This is a genomic window from Luteibacter sp. SVR4-7G (assembly GCF_056755555.1).
The window spans coordinates 28,579-46,857 of the sequence record NZ_JBPGXO010000004.1 but is presented as its reverse complement, the minus strand read 5'-3'; the positions used below and the strand labels follow the sequence as shown (position 1 = coordinate 46,857).

14 protein-coding genes are annotated in these 18,279 nt (G+C 66.7%); 11 read left to right on the top strand and 3 right to left on the bottom strand.

Going from position 1 to position 18,279, the window contains the following annotated elements:
• Nucleotides 1–10: 10 nt before the first annotated feature.
• Complete coding sequence (locus ACR9ZH_RS02605; RefSeq protein ID WP_481289205.1) at nt 11–1,642, bottom strand: alpha/beta fold hydrolase; 1,632 nt, start codon at nt 1,640–1,642, stop codon at nt 11–13.
• Nucleotides 1,643–1,851: 209 nt separating this feature from the next.
• Nucleotides 1,852–3,684: a translational GTPase TypA gene (gene typA / locus ACR9ZH_RS02600; RefSeq protein WP_481289204.1), complete on the bottom strand. Its 1,833-nt coding sequence runs from the start codon at nt 3,682–3,684 to the stop codon at nt 1,852–1,854.
• A 491-nt stretch (nt 3,685–4,175) separates the two neighbouring features.
• Between typA and ACR9ZH_RS02595 the strand changes: the two genes are divergently transcribed.
• From ACR9ZH_RS02595 to ACR9ZH_RS02570, 6 genes are all read left to right on the top strand, one after another.
• Nucleotides 4,176–4,808 (top strand): hypothetical protein, encoded by a 633-nt coding sequence (locus tag ACR9ZH_RS02595; RefSeq protein WP_481289203.1) that lies wholly within the window; start codon nt 4,176–4,178, stop codon nt 4,806–4,808.
• Nucleotides 4,809–4,886: 78 nt separating this feature from the next.
• The gene (locus ACR9ZH_RS02590; protein ID WP_481289202.1) at nt 4,887–6,632 is read left to right on the top strand and encodes a 3-hydroxybutyrate oligomer hydrolase family protein; all 1,746 of its coding nucleotides are present in this window, start codon (nt 4,887–4,889) and stop codon (nt 6,630–6,632) included.
• A gap of 124 nt (nt 6,633–6,756) precedes the next feature.
• The gene (locus ACR9ZH_RS02585; RefSeq protein ID WP_481289201.1) at nt 6,757–7,266 is read left to right on the top strand and encodes a peptidylprolyl isomerase; all 510 of its coding nucleotides are present in this window, start codon (nt 6,757–6,759) and stop codon (nt 7,264–7,266) included.
• Nucleotides 7,267–7,615: 349 nt separating this feature from the next.
• On the top strand, nt 7,616–8,815 hold the full coding sequence (locus ACR9ZH_RS02580; RefSeq protein ID WP_481289200.1) for a pyridoxal phosphate-dependent aminotransferase: 1,200 nt from the start codon (nt 7,616–7,618) through the stop codon (nt 8,813–8,815).
• 34 nt (nt 8,816–8,849) lie between these two features.
• Nucleotides 8,850–9,833, top strand: a complete 984-nt coding sequence (locus tag ACR9ZH_RS02575; protein ID WP_481289199.1) for a malate dehydrogenase — start codon at nt 8,850–8,852, stop codon at nt 9,831–9,833.
• Nucleotides 9,834–10,001: 168 nt separating this feature from the next.
• Nucleotides 10,002–10,943, top strand: coding sequence for a cation diffusion facilitator family transporter (locus ACR9ZH_RS02570; protein WP_481289198.1), 942 nt, complete (start codon nt 10,002–10,004; stop codon nt 10,941–10,943).
• Between the two features lie 112 nt (nt 10,944–11,055).
• On the opposite strand, the gene gnd is transcribed toward ACR9ZH_RS02570, so the two are convergent.
• On the bottom strand, nt 11,056–12,093 hold the full coding sequence (gene gnd, locus ACR9ZH_RS02565) for a phosphogluconate dehydrogenase (NAD(+)-dependent, decarboxylating) (RefSeq protein WP_481289265.1): 1,038 nt from the start codon (nt 12,091–12,093) through the stop codon (nt 11,056–11,058).
• A gap of 158 nt (nt 12,094–12,251) precedes the next feature.
• Between gnd and ACR9ZH_RS02560 the strand changes: the two genes are divergently transcribed.
• The 5 genes from ACR9ZH_RS02560 (at nt 12,252) to ACR9ZH_RS02540 (ending at nt 18,261) form a co-directional block, all read left to right on the top strand.
• Nucleotides 12,252–12,746: a pyridoxamine 5'-phosphate oxidase family protein gene (locus tag ACR9ZH_RS02560; protein ID WP_481289197.1), complete on the top strand. Its 495-nt coding sequence runs from the start codon at nt 12,252–12,254 to the stop codon at nt 12,744–12,746.
• Between the two features lie 73 nt (nt 12,747–12,819).
• The gene (locus ACR9ZH_RS02555; protein ID WP_481289196.1) at nt 12,820–14,739 is read left to right on the top strand and encodes a M1 family metallopeptidase; all 1,920 of its coding nucleotides are present in this window, start codon (nt 12,820–12,822) and stop codon (nt 14,737–14,739) included.
• Between the two features lie 11 nt (nt 14,740–14,750).
• Nucleotides 14,751–15,392, top strand: coding sequence for a Pr6Pr family membrane protein (locus ACR9ZH_RS02550; protein ID WP_481289195.1), 642 nt, complete (start codon nt 14,751–14,753; stop codon nt 15,390–15,392).
• Nucleotides 15,393–15,415: 23 nt separating this feature from the next.
• Complete coding sequence (locus ACR9ZH_RS02545) at nt 15,416–17,248, top strand: ABC transporter ATP-binding protein (protein ID WP_481289194.1); 1,833 nt, start codon at nt 15,416–15,418, stop codon at nt 17,246–17,248.
• Nucleotides 17,249–17,358: 110 nt separating this feature from the next.
• Nucleotides 17,359–18,261 carry a DMT family transporter gene (locus ACR9ZH_RS02540; RefSeq protein ID WP_481289193.1) on the top strand — a complete coding sequence of 301 codons (903 nt, stop codon included), beginning with the start codon at nt 17,359–17,361 and terminating at the stop codon, nt 18,259–18,261.
• Nucleotides 18,262–18,279 lie beyond the last annotated feature (18 nt).

Sequence of the window (18,279 nt, the reverse complement as noted above, 5' to 3'; positions counted from 1 at the left end):
CAATACAGGCTCAGCTACGCCGCAGTAATTCTCTCAGCCGGAACCGGATCGCTTCTTCGTCCAATCCGGATGCACCGTGAATCTCGCGTTGCGTCCGTTCCTCGAACGCGCAGTGGGAGAAGCGAGATGATGGCTTTTCCCCGCGAAGCAGATAAACCGCCACGCCACGCTCCACGCAGAAGGTATGCGACATGCCGAAGATGCCGTGACCGAACATGCCAGAGGCGACGATAAGATAAGCGCCCGGAGAACCGGCGAATGCGTCGCTGGTCGACGTCAGCGGCGTGACCGGATCCAACTCCGCCTGGACGATCAGGAGCGGCGGTGCGTTCGCCAGCTCGGCGAGATCCGGCTCCGGGCGCGGGGGAGAGTGCCAGTGGTGGCACACCGCATTCGTGAAGAGGTAAGCCGCATCCGCTGCCGGATAGAGTGCGGCATGGCTCATCGCAGTGGCCCGCAAGCTGGCCCAGTCCTTGCGCCAGGGCCTGTCTGCACAGACGATGCCGTAGTAAGTCTTCCGGCTGAAGCTCGCTTGCGCGCCGAAGGTGTCGCTTGCAATGGATGCGAGGTGCAAAGCAGCCGGGCGGATGGCGTCGTCGATTTTCCTGTCGTTGCTGAAACGCTGCTTCAGTACGCGGGATGCGAGACGGCTCCACGCCATATCGTCGTCGCTGGTGACCCAATCGGTCATGGTCAGCATGGCGGCCAGCGCGGCCGGACCGCCGACCGCCGGGATCCATGCCGCGCGCGCGAGGGCATTCGCGTCGCGGATGCGCCGCAGCGCGGTCGCGGCGTCAATGCCATAGGCCGGATCGGCCGAAGCCGGCAGCAGCACGCGCTGGTCGAACATTTCCTGTAAGGCCCGCGGATGCTCGTCGAGTTCGTCCTGGAACGTGCGGGTGTAGTTGAAGGGGGAATCGAGGACGATGCGGCCGGCGTGCCGGGGATAGGTTGCCGCATAGAGGACGCCCGGCCATGCGCCGTGCGAATAGCCGATGAAGTTCATCGCCGACTCGTCCAGTGCGAGCCGGAAGCGCTCCATGTCCTGCACGTGCTGCAGCGTTCCCATGTACTCGTCCAGCGTATTCGTGTTGCACGCGTTGGCGACGGCCCTGGCATGGTGCACGAAGCGGTCCCAGGCGACGTCTTCGCTGTCGGCTGGCGGGAGCTTCGCGTCCGCGACGGCGTCGCACGCCGATGGGCCCGGCCCTCGCGGAACCACGGCGACAAGGTCGAACTGCTGCGTCAGCGTAAGCGGCCAGGCGTCTTTCGTTCCGTCGTCCAGCGACCACAGGTAGGCGAGATCGGGAAGGATGCGTCGCGGATCCCTGCCGGGGCCACCGAAATTGAAGAAGAGGGAGCCCTTGCGGTCGCGCGGTTGTCCGGCCTTGATCCGGATGATGGCCACATTGATGAGCCCCCGGCTCTGGCCCTGGTCGTCGGCGACCGGGACCAGCATGTTTCCGCATTCGAGGCGGTTTCCCCAGTGCCGGATCCAGGTCTCGTCCACGTGTGCGGCGGGACACGGCCGCCACGAGATGAGCGTCCAGGCAGGTGCGGTTGCGGAGACGGCCTGCGCCATCGATGCAACTGAAAGAAGGATGAGCAGGTGCAGGGCGGCGCGCGCCAGGGCATGTCGCATGGTGGACTCCGTGAGCGGAGTCACTTTGGCGCGCTTCGACGTTGACGTCAGCAGGCTGCCATGCCAGCGGAGAGTGGGCTTTCACCGACTTGCCCGGCCATCCCGGCGGTATCACCGGACGCCTCCGTCTCCTGGAAAACCTCACACAAAAAAAGCCCAGCGTTTCCGCTGGGCTTTTCAGTCAGGGCACCCTGGCCCTGGTGTATCCGTCAACCCTGGCCGCGCGAGGCCTTCTTGCGGTCGTTTTCCGTCAGGTGCTTCTTGCGCAGCCGGATTTCCTTCGGCGTCACTTCGACGAGTTCATCGTCGTCGATGAAGTCCAGCGCCTGCTCGAGCGAGAACTTGATCGGCGGGGTGAGCTGGATCGCATCGTCCTTGCCGGCGGCGCGCATGTTGGTCAGCGGCTTGGGCTTGATGGCGTTGACGGTGAGGTCGTTGTCCTTGGCGTGGATGCCGATGAGCTGGCCTTCGTACACCGAGTCGCCTTCGGCGGCGAAGAGCTTGCCGCGCTCCTGCAGGGGGCCGAGTGAATAGGCCGGGGTGGTGCCCGCGGCGTTCGCGATCATCACGCCGTTGAGGCGCTTGGCGATCTGGCCCTCTTCCTTCGGACCGTAGTGGTCGAACACGTGGAACAGCAGGCCCGAGCCCTGGGTGAGGGTCTTGAACTGGTTCTGGAAGCCGATGAGGCCACGCGCCGGGATCATGTACTCGAGGCGCACGCGGCCCTTGCCGTCCGGTTCCATGTTCTTGAGCTGGCCCTTGCGGATGCCGAGGCGCTCCATGACCGGGCCCTGGTGGGTCTCTTCCACGTCGACCACCAGCTGCTCGTACGGCTCCATCAGCTGACCGTCGATTTCCTTGATGATCACTTCCGGACGCGACACGGCGAGCTCATAACCCTCGCGGCGCATGTTCTCGATCAGCACCGAGAGGTGCAATTCGCCGCGACCGGAGACGAGGAACTTGTCGGCGTCCGAACCGTCCTCGACGCGCAGGGCCACGTTGTGCACCTTCTCGCGGTCGAGGCGCTCGCGGATCTGCCGGCTGGTGAGGAACTTGCCGCCGGAGAGATCCTTGTTGCCGACGAAGGGCGAGTTGTTCACCTGGAAGGTCATGCTGATCGTCGGCTCGTCGACGGTCAGGGGCGGCAGCGCTTCGGGCGTGTCCAGTGCGCAGACGGTGTCGGAGATGGTGAGTTCCTGGATGCCCGAGATGGCGACGATGTCGCCGGCTTCGGCGGTGTCCTGCTCGATGCGCTCGAGGCCGAGGAAGCCCAGCACCTGCAGGACCTTGCCCTGGCGCTTCTTGCCTTCACGGTCGATGACGGCCACCGGCATGTTCTTCTTCAGCGTGCCGCGCTGGATGCGGCCGATGCCGATGACGCCGACGAAGTTGTTGTAGTCGAGCTGGCTGATGCGCATCTGGAACGGGCCGTCCGGATCGACGTCCGGCTTCGGCGCGTGGTCCATGATGGCCTGGTACAGCGGGGTCATGTCGCCTTCGCGGGCGTCCTGGTCGAGCGAGGCGTAGCCGTTCAGCGCCGAGGCGTAGACGATCGGGAAGTCCATCTGCTCCGGCGTGGCGCCGAGGCGGTCGAAGAGGTCCCACACCTGCTCGACGACCCATTCCGGACGGGCGCCCGGACGGTCGATCTTGTTGACGACGACGATGGGCTTGAAGCCCATCGCGAACGCCTTCTGGGTCACGAAGCGCGTCTGCGGCATCGGGCCGTCCATCGCGTCGACGAGGATCAGCACCGTGTCGACCATCGACAGCACGCGCTCCACCTCGCCGCCGAAGTCGGCGTGTCCCGGGGTGTCGACGATGTTGATGCGGTTACCCTGCCAGGTGATCGCGGTGTTCTTGGCAAGGATGGTGATGCCGCGTTCCTTTTCCTGGTCGTTCGAATCCATCACGCGCTCGGCAAGCACGGTGCGCTCGTTGAGCGTGCCGGACTGCTTGAGGAGCTGGTCGACGAGGGTGGTCTTGCCGTGGTCGACGTGAGCCACGATGGCGATATTGCGCAGGTTTTCGATCGACATGCGTCATGCGCCGGCCTTCAGCCGGTGCACCTCTTTGGTGTGGGAAGCCGCCGATTATAAAGGAAATTGGCGACTTCCGCATGACGGGGTGGTCAGGGCGCGAGCGGCCGGTCGCGGCCGGGCCAGGAGCCGTCCAAGGGCAGTCCTGGAACAGCTTTCCCGGTCCGGAGCATTCGGGGCTGCCCGCAGGAAATCGAGGACCCGAGTAGGCACCAGGGTTGCCGCCCGCGGAAGGTGAGCGTCCATCGCCACCGCGTGGCGGTCCGGGTATCGTTGCCGTCCCTCACCGGGTAAACAAACAGGGGAATTTGATGCCGAATCCACGCGCCGGCGCATTACCGTGCCTGTTCATCCTTGCCTGCGCGGTCTCCAGACCGGTTGGCGCCACCGACCTTCCAGGCGCCGACGCCTTCACTCAGGCCGTTGACGCGCTCGCGGCCGGGCAGGGGACGCCGGGGGTGACGCCACCCCTCCCTTTATCCGATCCGAGGGTGCAGCGAGTCCTATCGCTGGCGACGGACCAGGGCGTGTTCGGCAACGCGCCGCTTACCGCCGCGGATATGAAACCGGTGATGGATCTGTGCGGCAAGGCTGCGCAAGTTTCCGTGCCTTATTCGATGGCCGGCATCGCCTCGCTGAAGCCGCTTGTCCCGCAAGGGCCGTCCGTCTACCAGCCGCGCGTCCTCGAACTGACGATCCGCAACGGCCATACTTACCAGGACCTGCTGCTGCCCATGCTCGCCTTCAGTGCGTATTGTGCGGGCCATGAGCTTCCGCTGCTCGGGGAATACATGCAGCGTCTGCCCGCCAGCGAGCGCACGCCGGTCCGCCTGGGCGGTCTGCGCCAGATGCGGATGGGTGCGACGGCCATGGTCACCTCGGCCATCCTGATGGCGGCCGACAAAACCCTTTCGCCAACCAACCGTAAGCTCGCACTCGTTGCCATGGCGGACAACGCCCCTCCCATGGCAGCCGCCATGACGGTCGCCGAACGGGCGCCGATCGCCGAAGCCGCAAACCAGGCAGCGGCTGGCAGCGAGCCCGCGTTCCGCTCCCTCCTCGAAACGATCGCGAAGGCTTACGACGACAAGAAGTGCACCGCGCTTTGCGCGTACGGTGAGTAACTAGCAGGTGCGCTTGCGCCGCATGCATCAATCGCTCATCGTCATGGCTTCCTGGCCGGGAGAAACGGAATGTTTTCGATGGACAGCGTTGGCGAAGTACGCGTCACCACGCATCGTGGCAGCGACGACCTGCTGAGCGCGGGTCTCGGCCTGCGCGGGCTGGCCGGCGCGCCCGCAACGTTCGCGCAGCCCGCGGCGCCCACGCCTGCCGAACTCCGGCGGCGAGCGATACAGAGTTGCTGGAAGGGCATCGCGGACCTCGGGCCGCTCGGTGGCTACGGCACGCTTTACGGCGGCGTGCCGGACGTGCCGGGTCGTGAGTTCATGGCCTTCGCCAGCCTGCCCGGAGCGAACGCGCCGCACCGCGTGCTGGCCCAGGTGCCCGATGCCTTCGATCACGCGAAACGCTGCCTGGTCGTCACCGCCTCGCCGGGCACGCGCGGGATCTACGGTTCGATCGCCGTCGCGGGGGCGTGGGGCCTGCCGCGTGGCTGCGCCGTCGCGTACACCGACAAGGCCGCGGGCAGCGGCTATTTCGATACGACGGACCGGAGCGGCGTGGCGCTGGACGGCACGCGCGCGAAAGCGGGCGAGGCTCCGCTGGAATTCGAGCCTAGGGACGCTCCGGCGCAGGCGGGTATCGCCGTGAGGCATGCGCATTCCGGCGACAACCCGGAGGCGGACTGGGGGCGCCATGTGCTGCAGGCGGCGCATTTCGGGCTTGCCATGCTCGACCGCGCCTTTCCCGAGGAGGCTCCGTTCACGCCCGCCAATACGCGGATCATCGCCACCGGCCTGTCGAACGGCGGCGCCGCTGTCCTGCGTGCGGCCGGCGAGGATGCCGACGGCATTCTCGCGGCCGTCGTCGCGCTCGCACCCAACATCCACGTCGCCGGCCATGGCCGGCCGTTCTACGACTACGCCACCGAAGCCGCCGTGCTGTTGCCGGCGGCACTGGCGGCCCCTGCTTTCGACGGCCTGCCTTTCGCCCGGGTGGCCGCTGCCCAGCCGCCGGCATGGGCCCTGCGCGGCGCCTCGCTGCGCGCCCATGGGCAGCTGGGCGGCATCCTGCCCACGGACCAAGCCGCGGAAGCCCTCGCCATGTTGCGTGCCTCCGGCTGGCAGGACGAGGCGCTGGCCGTCGGAGCCTCGTCGACCTCGCTGGACATCTGGCGCACGGTGACGGTCGCCTACGCATCCGCTTATCTTCGGCGCGCCGTCGGCGACATGCCTTGCGGGTTTTCCTATCGCCCGCAGCACACCGACGGTATGGCCGGACCGGTCGACGCGATCGTCCGCGCGGCCTGGTGGGCCGACGGTTCGGGCTCGCCGCCCGGTGCGGGCATCCTGCTGGCGGGCGGCACGGACCTGTCGATGGACCCGACCCTGCCGGGAAACCTCTGCCTGCGCGAACTGTGGACGGGGCAGGGCAGCGACGCGGCGGAACTGCGCCGGGCCGTGGACGCGACGACCGCGGCCTTGCCCCGTGAAGACCTGCCGGTCTTCGTGGTGCACGGCGCCCAGGATGGGCTGATCCCCGTGGCGTTCTCGTCGGAACCCTACGTGGCCTGGCTGCGGGCCTCCGGACGCTCGCCGGTGTTCTGGAAGGTGCCTTACGCGCAGCATTTCGACCCCTTCCTGGCCTTTCCCGACTTCGGCGACCGCCATGCGCCGCTGCTTCCATTCGGATACGCCGCGCTGGACCGGGCTTGGGCGCATGTGGCGGAGGGGCGGGCACTTCCCGAGGACGCCGCGGTGCGCGAAACCCGTCCACGTGGCCCGGGCGCGTTCACGGCCTCGGCCCTGGCCGTGCCCGCGGCCTGAACCGCCGTCACGTTTTCCCGCTTGAACTCCTGTGACCGGGGCGCCATCTTCGGTAGCCTTGCATCCCCCCGGACCGGCCGCGATCGGCAGCCGGTCTGCATTTCAACGAGTTACAGGAAACGCGATGACCATCAACGTCACCATGAAGACGAACAAGGGCGATATCCACCTGCGCCTGCACGACGACAAGACCCCGATGACGGTGGCCAACTTCGTCAACTTGGCACGGCGTGGTTATTACGACGGCCTGTCGTTCCATCGCGTGATTTCGGACTTCATGATCCAGGGCGGCTGCCCGGAGGGCTCGGGCCGTGGTGGCCCGGGTTACCGCTTCGGCGACGAGTTCGACACCACCCTGAAGCACGACAAGCCGGGCGTCCTGTCCATGGCCAACGCCGGCCCGGGCACCAACGGCTCGCAGTTCTTCATCACCCACGGCGCGACCCCGTGGCTGGACGGCAAGCACAGCGTGTTCGGCGAAGTGGTCGGCCCGGAAGACCAGAAGGTGGTCGACGCCATCCGCCAGGACGACACCATCAACGAGGTAGTAGTCACCGGCGACGTGGACGCGCTGCTCGAGAAGCAGGCCGCCAAGGTCAAGGAATGGAACGAGGTGCTGGACGCCGCCCGCTGAGGTATCCGGTTCCGAGTGGAGAACGCCGCCCCCGGGCGGCGTTTTCACGTCCGCCTCCGGTAGGAGCGCGCCTGCGCGCGACATCTTTTGAGGCCGTGAGGAACAGGCCCTGCAGCCCTTCGCGAAAAAATGTCGCGCGCAGGCGCGCTCCTACAAGCGTCCGCGACGATCAGGGCGCGCAAGCGTCCGGGACGATCAGGGCGCGCAAGCGTCCGGGACGATCGGGGCGCGCAAGCGTCCGGGACGATCGGGGCGCGGGGAGGGCACGGGCCGCCGGAGAACGCGGCCGTGCGGGGCGACGGGGCCGTGTTAAAATGGCGGCCTTTGCCCCAGCCCCGTCGAGGAAACGATGCCGCAGCTCGCCAAGCGTATCGGACGCGCCAAGCCCAGTGCGATCATGGTCATTGCCGAGAAGGCCAAGCGCCTGAAGGCGGAAGGCCGCGACATCGTCAGCTTCTCGATCGGCGTGCCGAACTTCCTCCCGGGCGAGCACGTGTACGCCGCCGCGCGTGAGGCGCTGGCGAAGGATTCCGGCCAGTACGGCAGCAACCGCGGCCCCGACGCGCTGATCGATGCGTTCCTGGCGCACATCGAAGCACTCGGCCTCACCGGCTATACGCGCAAGAACGTCACCACGGGCGTGGGCGCGAAGCAGGTGCTCTACAACCTGGCCGAAGCGCTGCTCGACGAAGGCGACGAAATCGCCTTCCCGGCGCCGTACTGGACCAGCTACCTCGACATCGCCGAGATCGTCGGCGCGAAGATCAACATCCTGCCGTGCCCGCCCGAACAGCACTACAAGCTCACGCCGGCGCAGCTCGACGCCGCGCTGGCGCGCAAGCCGCGGGTGTTCCTGTTCAACAACCCGTCCAATCCCACCGGCATGGTCTACACGCGCGAGGAAATCGCCGCGCTGGCCGACGTGATCGCGAAGCACCCGGACACCTGGGTCATCACCGACGACATCTACAACACGATGGTCTTCGACGGCGTGGGTTACCACAACTTCGTGCACGTCCGTCCGGAACTGAAGGACCGCGTGATCTTCGTCGATTCGCTGTCGAAGACCTACGGCATGCCCGGCTGGCGCGTGGGCTTCATCGCGGCGCCGGAAGCCGTGGCGCTGGCCGTCACCACGCTCAATTCCAACCACATCACCAGCCTGCCCGAGGTGGTGAACGCCGCGGCCCTGGCCGCACTGTCCGGTCCGCAGGACATCCCCGCCGCGAAGTGCAAGGAGTTCGCCGCGAAGCGCGACCGCGTGTACGACGCGCTGGTGTCCATCCCCGGCGTGCTGTGCCCGCGTCCGCAGGGCGCGTTCTACGCCTTCCCCGATATCTCCGTGGCCTTCGGCAAGAAGCACAACGGCGTGGCGATCGACTCCGACGTCGATTTCTGCGCGGTGCTGCTCGAAGCCAAGGGCGTGGCCTGTGTGCCGGGCTCGGCCTTCGGCGAGCCGCGCGCGCTGCGCATTTCCTATTCCTGCCCGGACGAGGCGCTCGACAAGGGCATGGCCCGCATCGTCGAGTTCTTCGCCGAGCTCACCTGATCGTCAGTCAAGCGGTATTTTGAGGAGTCGAAAGATGAAAGCACCCGTTCGCGTTGCCGTCACCGGCGCAGCCGGCCAGATCGGTTATGCCCTCCTGTTCCGTATCGCCGCCGGCGACATGCTGGGTCCCGACCAGCCGGTGATCCTGCACCTCCTCGAGATCACCCCGGCGCTCCCGGCGCTGCAGGGCGTGGTGATGGAACTCAACGACTGCGCGTTCCCGACCCTTGCCGGCGTGGTCGCCACGGACGACGTGAACGTCGCCTTCAAGGACGTCGACTACGCGCTGCTCGTCGGTGCGCGTCCGCGCGGCCCGGGCATGGAGCGCAAGGACCTGCTCGAAGCCAACGGCGCCATCTTCGGCCCGCAGGGCAAGGCCCTGAACGACCACGCGAAGCGCGACGTGCGCGTGCTGGTCGTCGGCAATCCGGCGAACACCAATGCGCTGATCGCGCAGCAGAACGCTCCGGACCTCGACCCGAAGTGCTTCACCGCCATGGTGCGCCTCGACCACAACCGCGCGCTGTCGCAGCTGGCCGAGAAGACCGGTGCGCATACCACGGAGATCAAGAAGGTCACCATCTGGGGCAACCACAGCTCCACCCAGTACCCGGACCTGCACGAGACTTCGGTGAAGGGCAAGCCGGCGCTGGAGCAGGTAGACCAGGCCTGGTACGCCGACACCTTCATCCCGACCGTGCAGCAGCGCGGCGCGGCCATCATCAAGGCCCGCGGCGCCTCGTCGGCCGCTTCGGCCGCCTCTGCCGCGATCGACCACATGCGCGACTGGGCGCTGGGCACGGCCGAGGGCGACTGGACCTCCATGGCCATCCCGTCCGACGGTTCGTACGGCATCGAGCCGGGCGTGATCTTCGGCTACCCGGTCACGGTGAAGGACGGCAAGTACGCCATCGTGCAGGGCCTGAAGATCAACGAGTTCTCGCAGGCCCGCATCGACGCGACCAACAAGGAACTGCGCGAGGAACGCGCGGGCGTCGAGCACCTGTTCGCGAAGTAATCCGGCGGTTGCCGCAGGGAAAGGCCGCGCTGCAAGGCGCGGCCTTTCCATTTGGCTCCCCAAAAGCTGCGCCCGGCCTCGTGGCAAGTCCTGTGGGAAGCGCGCTTCCCACATTGCTCCCGGGTCACTTGACCTGTTCGATACATTGCTCCGGCGACGATGCGATGCATGGCCCATAGCCCGAAACTCGTCGTCTACGCGGCACTCGCCGCCAATATCGGCATCGCGGCCGCGAAGTTCGCCGCCGCGGCCATCAGCGGCAGTTCGGCCATGCTCTCCGAGGGCGTGCACTCGTTGGTGGACAGCGTCAACGAGGTGCTGCTCCTGCACGGGCTGCGTCGCTCGCAGCGGCGGCCCGACCGGCAGAACCCGCTCGGCTACGGACGTGAGCTCTATTTCTGGAGCTTCATCGTGGCCTTGCTGGTGCTGGCCCTCGGCGCGGGTTTCTCCCTGTACGAAGGCGTCAGCCATATCCTCACCCCGGAGCCGCTGCACGATCCGACGATGAACTACATCGTTCTCGGCGTAGGCGCGGTCTTCGAGGGCGCGTCGTGGTGGCTGTCGTTGAAGAGCGTGCAGCGAAGGAAGGGCAAGCTCGGCTATTTCGAGGCATTCCGCAGCACCAGGGACCCGACCACCTTCACGGTGCTCTTCGAGGACAGCGCCGCCCTGCTGGGCCTCGCGATCGCCGCGGCGGGCATCGCTCTTTCGCATGCCTTGGGCGATCCGCGCATCGACGGCTGGGCGTCGATCGGCATCGCCGTGGTGCTCGCGCTGGCTTCGGCGTTGCTGGCGCGGGAAAGTAAGGCCTTGCTCATCGGCGAACCCGCCACCCCCAACCTCCTGGCGAAGGTCTGCGGCATCGCCGGGCAGGTGAAGGGCGTCGAGGCGGTGAACGGCGTGCTCACCCTGCAGTTGGGGCCGGACCACGTGCTGGTCGCGATCTCCGCGGCCTTCGACGACCGCCTGACGACGATGGAGATCGAAGAGGTTGTGCGCACCATCGAGACGCGCACCAAGGAAGCGAGCCTGCCGATCGTGGCGCTCTTCGTCAAACCGCAGACGCCCGAGCGATGGCGCGAGCGCCTCCAGGAGCTGGACGGCGGTTGAAAACCATGTAGGAGCGCGCCTGCGCGCGACAGCTTTTTGCGTCCATGCAACAGGTCCTGCTGCTTCTCGCTAAAAGCTGTCGCGCGCAGGGCGCGCTCCTACAGGGCTTCGATCAGGAGTGTTCGCCTTCCTTCGGCGGCTTGCCGCGGCCTTCGATGTGGCCGCCGAAACCCATGCGCATCGCGGAGAGCAGGCGCTCCGCATAGGTGTGGTCCTGGCGCGAGCGGAAGCGGGCGAAGAGGGCGGAGGTGAGTACCTCGGCGGGTACCGCCTGTTCGATGGCGGCGTTGACCGTCCAGCGGCCTTCGCCGGAGTCGTCGACGTAGCCGGAGTAGTTGTCGAGTTCCGGGCCTTTCGCCAGTGCGCTGGCGGTGAGGTCGAGCAGCCAGGACGACACGACGCTGCCGCGGCGCCAGACCTCGGCGATGTCGGCCACGTCGAGATGGTAGCGTTCGCGTTCCGGCAGGTGCGCGGCGTCGCGATTCTTCAGGATGTCGAAGCCTTCCGCGAAGGACTGCATCATGCCGTACTCGATGCCGTTGTGGACCATCTTGACGAAGTGGCCCGCGCCAGCCGGCCCGGCGTGCATGTACCCGTTCTCCACGCGCGGGTCACGGCCCTCGCGGCCCTCGGTGCGCGGAATGTCGCCGGCGCCCGGAGCCAGCGTCTTGAAGATGGGATCGAGATAGTCGACGGTCGGCTTGTCGCCCCCGATCATCATGCAGTAGCCGCGCTCCAGCCCCCACACGCCGCCGGAGGTGCCCACGTCGACGTAGTGCTGGCCCTTGGCGGCGAGCGTTTCGGCGCGGCGCGCGTCGTCCTTGTAGAAGGTGTTGCCGCCGTCGATGACGATGTCGTCCTTGCTCATCAGGTCGCTAAGCTTCGCGATGGTGGTTTCGGTGATCTCGCCGGCCGGCAGCATCACCCACACCACGCGGGGCGAGGGCAGGGCCTGGACCAGGGCTTCGAGCGACTCGACGGCCTGGCCGCCATCCTTGGCCAGCGCCTCGCGGGCGGCCGGGTTGTTGTCGTAGACCACGGTCTGATGACCGTCCCTCATCAGGCGGCGAGCGATATTGCCGCCCATGCGGCCCAGTCCGATCAAACCGATTTTCATGCGTGGGGTCCTCGATGTATGAACTTGGGGAATATGCGGATACCGAGGCCATATGCAAGGTATACGTAGGGATGTTCTCCGCCTAATAGTGCCACGATGTGAGCGCGGCGTTTGCCCTGCGAGGGACGGGATTGACGGCGCCTTGAGCGCCGCCGTGGGACGGTGACGCTTTCGCCACCCGGAGTATCGCCATGGCCCACGCACGCCAGGAAGAGCTGGACAGGATCTGGTCCCTCATCAAGGACGCCCGGGTGGCGATGCTCACCAGCGAGCGCGAGGGCCGGTTGTACAGCCGGCCCATGGTGGCCTCGCAGGAAGGCTTCGACGGGAGTCTGTGGTTCTTCACCCGGAAGAGTTCGCCGAAGGTGGACGAGGTGGAGGAGCACCGCCAGGTCAACGTCGCGTACGCGAGCGCCCCGGACAACAGCTATGTGTCGCTGTCCGGCAGCGCGACCCTCGTGGAGGATCGCGCTGCCATCGACGCGCATTGGAACGAGTGGATCACATCCTGGTTCCCCGACGGGAAGGACGACCCGGACCTCGCACTCCTGCGCGTCGACGTCGATACGGCGGAATACTGGGACGCCCCTTCGTCGAAGATGGTGCTCGCGTTCGATTACCTGAAGGCGCGAGTGACGGGAAAGACGCCGGATGTTGGCGAGAACCGGAAGGTGGACCTCCGTTGACCTGACTTCCGGCAGGCTGGAGTCGGGATTCGTTTGCCGGTTACGCTGAGGGGTCGTCCCACGAGTGTAGCCGATGAAAAACCTCGCCCGTCTGTCGCTCGCCGCCGTCGCCCTGCTGGGCGCCGGCGCCGCCCTGGCCGCGGATTTCGATCCCCGCGAAACCTTCGCGCCGTTCACCTACCCGCAGCCGGTCAATGCCTATCGCTCCGGCAGCGGCATGCCCGGGCCGCTGTTCTGGCAGAACCGCGCGGATTACGAGCTGGCCGCCACGCTGGACCCGGTGAAGAACACCATGAGCGGCAAGGCGGTCATCCGTTATACGAACAACAGTCCGGACGCGCTGGACGTGCTCTGGCTGCAGCTGGACGAGAACCGGTTCACCGAGGACGCGCGCGGCAACTTCACCGCGGGCAAGACGGAAAAGCGCCATACCGACGGCTACCGCATCGCCTCGGTGACGATCGACGGCAAGAAGGCCGATTACGTCGTCAGCGACACGCGCATGCAGGTGCGCCTGCCCCAGGCGCTGGCCGCCAAGGGAGGCAAGATTTCGCTGACCATCGCGTATTCCTACGACCTGCCCGGCGACTTCGGCGGCCGTACGGGCTTCGCGGCGTCGAAGAACGGCAACATCTACGAGATGGCACAGTGGTATCCGCGCATGTGCGTCTATGACGACCTGCGTGGCTGGGACACCGCGCCCTACCTCAACAGCGAGTTCTACCTCGAGTACGGCGATTTCGATTACGCCATCACGGTCCCGTCCGACATGATCGTGGCCGGCTCCGGCGAGCTGGTGAATCCGGAGGACGTGCTGACCGCCGCGCAGCGCGAGCGCCTGGCCAAGGCACGCCAGAGCGACAAGACGGTGATGATCCGCACGCCTGAAGAGGTCGCCGATCCGGCCAGCCGGCCGAAGAAGGGCGGCACGCTCACCTGGAAGTTCCGCATGAAGAACACGCGCGACGTCGCCTTCGGCGCGTCCACGGCGTACGTGTGGGACGCCGCGCGGATCAACCTGCCGGAAGGCAAGACCGCGCTCGCGATGTCCGTGTACCCGGTGGAAAGTGTGGGCCAGGATCGCTGGGGCCGTTCGACCGAATATCTCAAGGCCTCGGTCGAGCATTTCTCCACGAAGTGGTACCCGTACCCTTATCCCGTGGCGATCAACGAAGCCGGTTCCGCGGCCAGCGGTATGGAGTACCCCGGCATCGTGTTCGACCCCATGAAGGCGCCGGCCAAGCCGCTGCACATGGTCACCGCGCACGAAATCGGTCACACCTGGTTCCCGATGATCGTGGGCAGCGACGAGCGCCGCAACGCCTGGATGGACGAGGGCTTCAATACCTTCATCGACGTCTACGAGGCCGACGCCTTCAACCATGGCGAATTCGCCCCCAAGCGCGACAGCGAGTATGCGCCGAAGCACGGCAACCCCGTGGACGAGATCCTGCCCTTGCTGGCCGACCGGGACGCGCCGCCACTGCTGATCGGCGCCGACATGATCCAGGAGAAATACCGCCATCCCGCGACCTATTTCAAGGCGGCGCTCGGCCTCGTGCTGCTCCGCGAGCAGATCATCGGACCGGAGCGGTTCGACCCCGCGTTCCGCAAATACATCGCCACCTGGGCATACAGGCATCCTTCGCCTTCGGACTTCTTCCGCCTGATGGAAAGCGAGGCGGGTGAGGATCTTTCCTGGTTCTGGCGCGGCTGGTTCGAGCACAACTGGCAGCTGGACATGGCTGTGGACAAGGTGGACGGTTCGACCGTCACGGTGTCCAACCTCGACCAGCTGGTGATGCCGGCCACGCTGCGGGTCACCTTCGACGACAAATCCACGAAGGACATCCGCATTCCGGTCGAAACCTGGCAGCAGCACAAGAGCTTCGGCGTGGACGTGCCGGGCGGCCGCAGGATCGTTCGTGCCGAAATTGACCCTGAGCACAGGATTCCGGACCGGGATCGCGGCAATAATGCGTGGCCCCGCTGACGGAACGTTCCATGCCGACCCGCACCACCGCCGTTTCCAACCTCTTCGCCATCGTCGTCGCGGCGGTGGCGTGGCCGGCCCTCGTGCTGCAGTACTGGCTCATCGTGTGGTCGGGTTCGCTGGGCGCGGTGACGGTCCGTTATTTCAGTTTTTTCACCATCCTCTCGAACCTGCTCGTGGCGCTCGTCGCCGCATCGGCGGCAACGGGCGGTAACTGGACGCCGCTGAGGGTCCTGCGCACGCCGCGGGTTCAGGGGCTGGCCGCGCTGTGCATCGCGGTGACCGCGTTGGTGTACTTCGTGCTGCTGCGCTCGCTATGGCATCCGCTGGGGCCGCAGCTGATCGCCGACCGTTCGCTGCATTACGTGGTGCCGGCGCTGTACCTCGCATGGTGGGTCGTGCTCTTGCCGCACGGCTCCCTCGAGTGGCGCGACGCGCTGCGCTGGCTCGGGTTCCCGCTGGTGTTCGCGCTGTGGACCTTCGCACGCGGCGCCGTCGTGGACGAGTACCCGTACCCCTTCCTCGACGTGGGCCGGCTCGGCTATCCGGCCGCACTGCTCAATGTGGCGCTGGTGGCGGTGCTGTTCCTCGTCCTTGGCCTTGCCCTGGTGGCCCTCGACAGGGCGCTGGGGCGGAGACGTGCCCTCGGCTGACGAGGGGGTACTACAATGGCGGAATGATCTTCCGCTGGTTCGAATCCCTCATCGACATCTTCCGCGAGGCGCCGGACCGCGCGCCGCCCAAGAGCGTCGTCGGCTTTTATGCCTATTACCTCGGCCAGGTCTGGAAGATCTTCGTCGCGACGCTGGTCGTCGGCCTGGCGGTGGCGCTGATCGAAGTGGCGCTGTTCGACTTCCTCGGCCGCGTCGTGGACATGGCGCAGAAAACCCCGGCGGCCGTATTCTTCCAGACGCACTGGCGCACACTCGCATGGATGGCCTTCGTCGTGGTCCTGCTGCGTCCGCTGGCGATGGGCCTGCACGACCTGCTCGTGAACCAGGCCCTGAGTCCCGGCATGACCAACATGGTGCGCTGGCAGCATCATCGCTACGTGCTGAAGCACAGCCTGGCCTTCTTCCAGAACGACTTCGCCGGCCGTATCGCGAATCGCATCATGCAGACCGCGCCGTCGCTGCGCGAATCGGCGGTGCAGGTGGTGGACGCGCTGTGGTATGTCAGCGTCTACGCCGGCACCTCGGTCTACCTGTTCGCGAAGGCCGACATCCGGCTGGCGCTGCCGCTGGTGGGGTGGATCCTCTGCTACGTCGGCATGCTGGTCTTCTTCGTGCCGCGCGTGAAGGAGCGCTCGTGGCGGGCTTCCGAGGCGCGCTCCAGGCTGATGGGACGCATCGTCGACGGCTACAGCAACGTGATCACGCTGAAGCTCTTCGCGCATACCCACCGGGAAGAGGCCTATGCGCAGGAAGCGATGCGCGAGCAGACCGACAAGGTGCGCTCGTCCAGCCGCATGGTCACGGGCATGGACGTTTCCATCACTTCGCTCAATGGATTGCTGATCGCCGGCACCAGTGCGCTGGCCCTATGGCTGTGGGTGCACGGGATGGTCTCGACGGGACAGGTGGCGCTCGCCGTGGGGCTGGTGATCCGCATCAACAACATGTCCGGCTGGATCATGTGGGTGGTCAACGGCATCTTTGAGAACGTGGGCACGGTGCAGGACGGCATCACCACCCTCTCGCAAGAGCGCACCGTGCAGGACCGCGATGACGCGGTGCCGCTGCAGGTCACCCATGGCGAGGTCCGCTTCGAGGACATCCATTTCCATTACGGCAAGGCCGGCGGCGTCATGGCTGGCCTGAACCTCACCGTGCGGCCGGGCGAGAAAATCGGCCTCGTCGGGCCTTCGGGTGCCGGCAAGACCACCCTGGTCAACGTGATGCTCCGCCTCTACGACCTCGAGGAAGGGCACATCTACATCGACGGGCAAGACATCGCCAGGGTCACCCAGGAGTCCCTGCGCTCGCATATCGGCGTAGTGACGCAGGATACCTCGCTGTTGCACCGCTCGATCCGCGACAACCTGCTTTATGGCCGTCCCGATGCCACGGAAGAAGAGATGCTGGCGGCGGTCCGCCAGGCGCGCGCGGACGAGTTCATTCCCGGGCTGTCCGACGGGGAAGGGCGCAGCGGTTTCGACGCGCACGCGGGCGAGCGGGGCGTGAAGCTGTCCGGCGGGCAGCGCCAGCGCATCGCCATCGCGCGCGTGCTGCTGAAGGACGCGCCGATCCTCGTGCTGGACGAGGCCACCTCCGCGCTCGACTCCGAAGCGGAAGCGGCGATCCAGGAGAGCCTGGAAATCCTCATGCGCGGCAAGACCGTGATCGCCATCGCCCATCGCCTGTCGACGATCGCGAAGATGGACAGGCTGGTGGTGATGGAGCGCGGCGCGATCGTGGAAACGGGCACGCATGCGGAACTGATCGCGCGTGGCGGCCTCTACGCGCGTCTGTGGGCCCACCAGACGGGCGGCTTCGTCGGGGTGGAATAAGCCGGAACGCGGGGCAGGGATGAATTGGATGAGAGGCTGGCTTGCAAACGATGCGCTTGTCCGGCGCCCGGTTCCAGCGACAATGGCGTTCAGCCACAAGTGAGGTGCGCATGTCGTCCGCTGCAGAAACCCCCGCCGATTCGCTCGCTCCCGCCGTGGAGCGCGATTGGCGCACCCCGGTCGAACTCGTGGCCCTGGGCGCGATCTGGGGAGGCTCGTTCCTCTTCATGCGCGTCGCAGCGAAGGACTTCGGCCCGTTCCCCATGGTCTTCACGCGCCTGGCCTTCGGCTCGGCGATCCTGCTGCCCCTGCTGTGGCGCGCGCGTTCGGACATCCGCTTCGCCCACCTGTGGAAGATGCTGGTCATGGGGGCGCTGAGCGCCGCCATCCCGTTCACCCTGTTCGCCTGGGGCGCCGAGCGGGCGCCCGCCGGCATCGGTGCCATCGCCAACAGCATGACGGTGCTCTTCGCCGCGCTCGTGGCTTTCATCGGTTTCGGCGAGAAGATCGGCACGCGCAAGGCCATCGCCCTGGTGGCCGGCTTCGTCGGCGTGGTGATCCTGGCCAGCGGCCGCACGGCCGGCGAGAACGTCGCTCCGGCCGCACTCGCCGGCGTCGCCGCGTCGTTCTGCTATGGCCTCGCCGCCAACCTCATCAAGAAGTACCTTGCGGACATCCCGCCTACGGCGGTGGCCGCCGGGTGCCTCCTCGGCGCCACGATCCTGATGGCCCCGCTCGCCGCTCTGGCCTGGCCAGAGGCCTCCATCCCGACGAAGTCCTGGGTCGCCGTGGTCGCTCTCGGCGTGCTGTCGACGGGACTTGCCTATGCGTTCTACTTCCGTCTCATCCAGCGCATCGGGGCCCCGCGAGCGGCCACCTCCACCTATCTGGTCCCCCTGTTCGGCGTGGGCTGGGCGTGGATGTTCCTGGGTGAGGCCCTGACCCCGACGATGGCCCTCGCGGGCGTCATCATCCTGGGCAGCGTCATTTTCAGCCAGAAGCGCAAGGCCTGATCGATCCCTTTCGCCGGA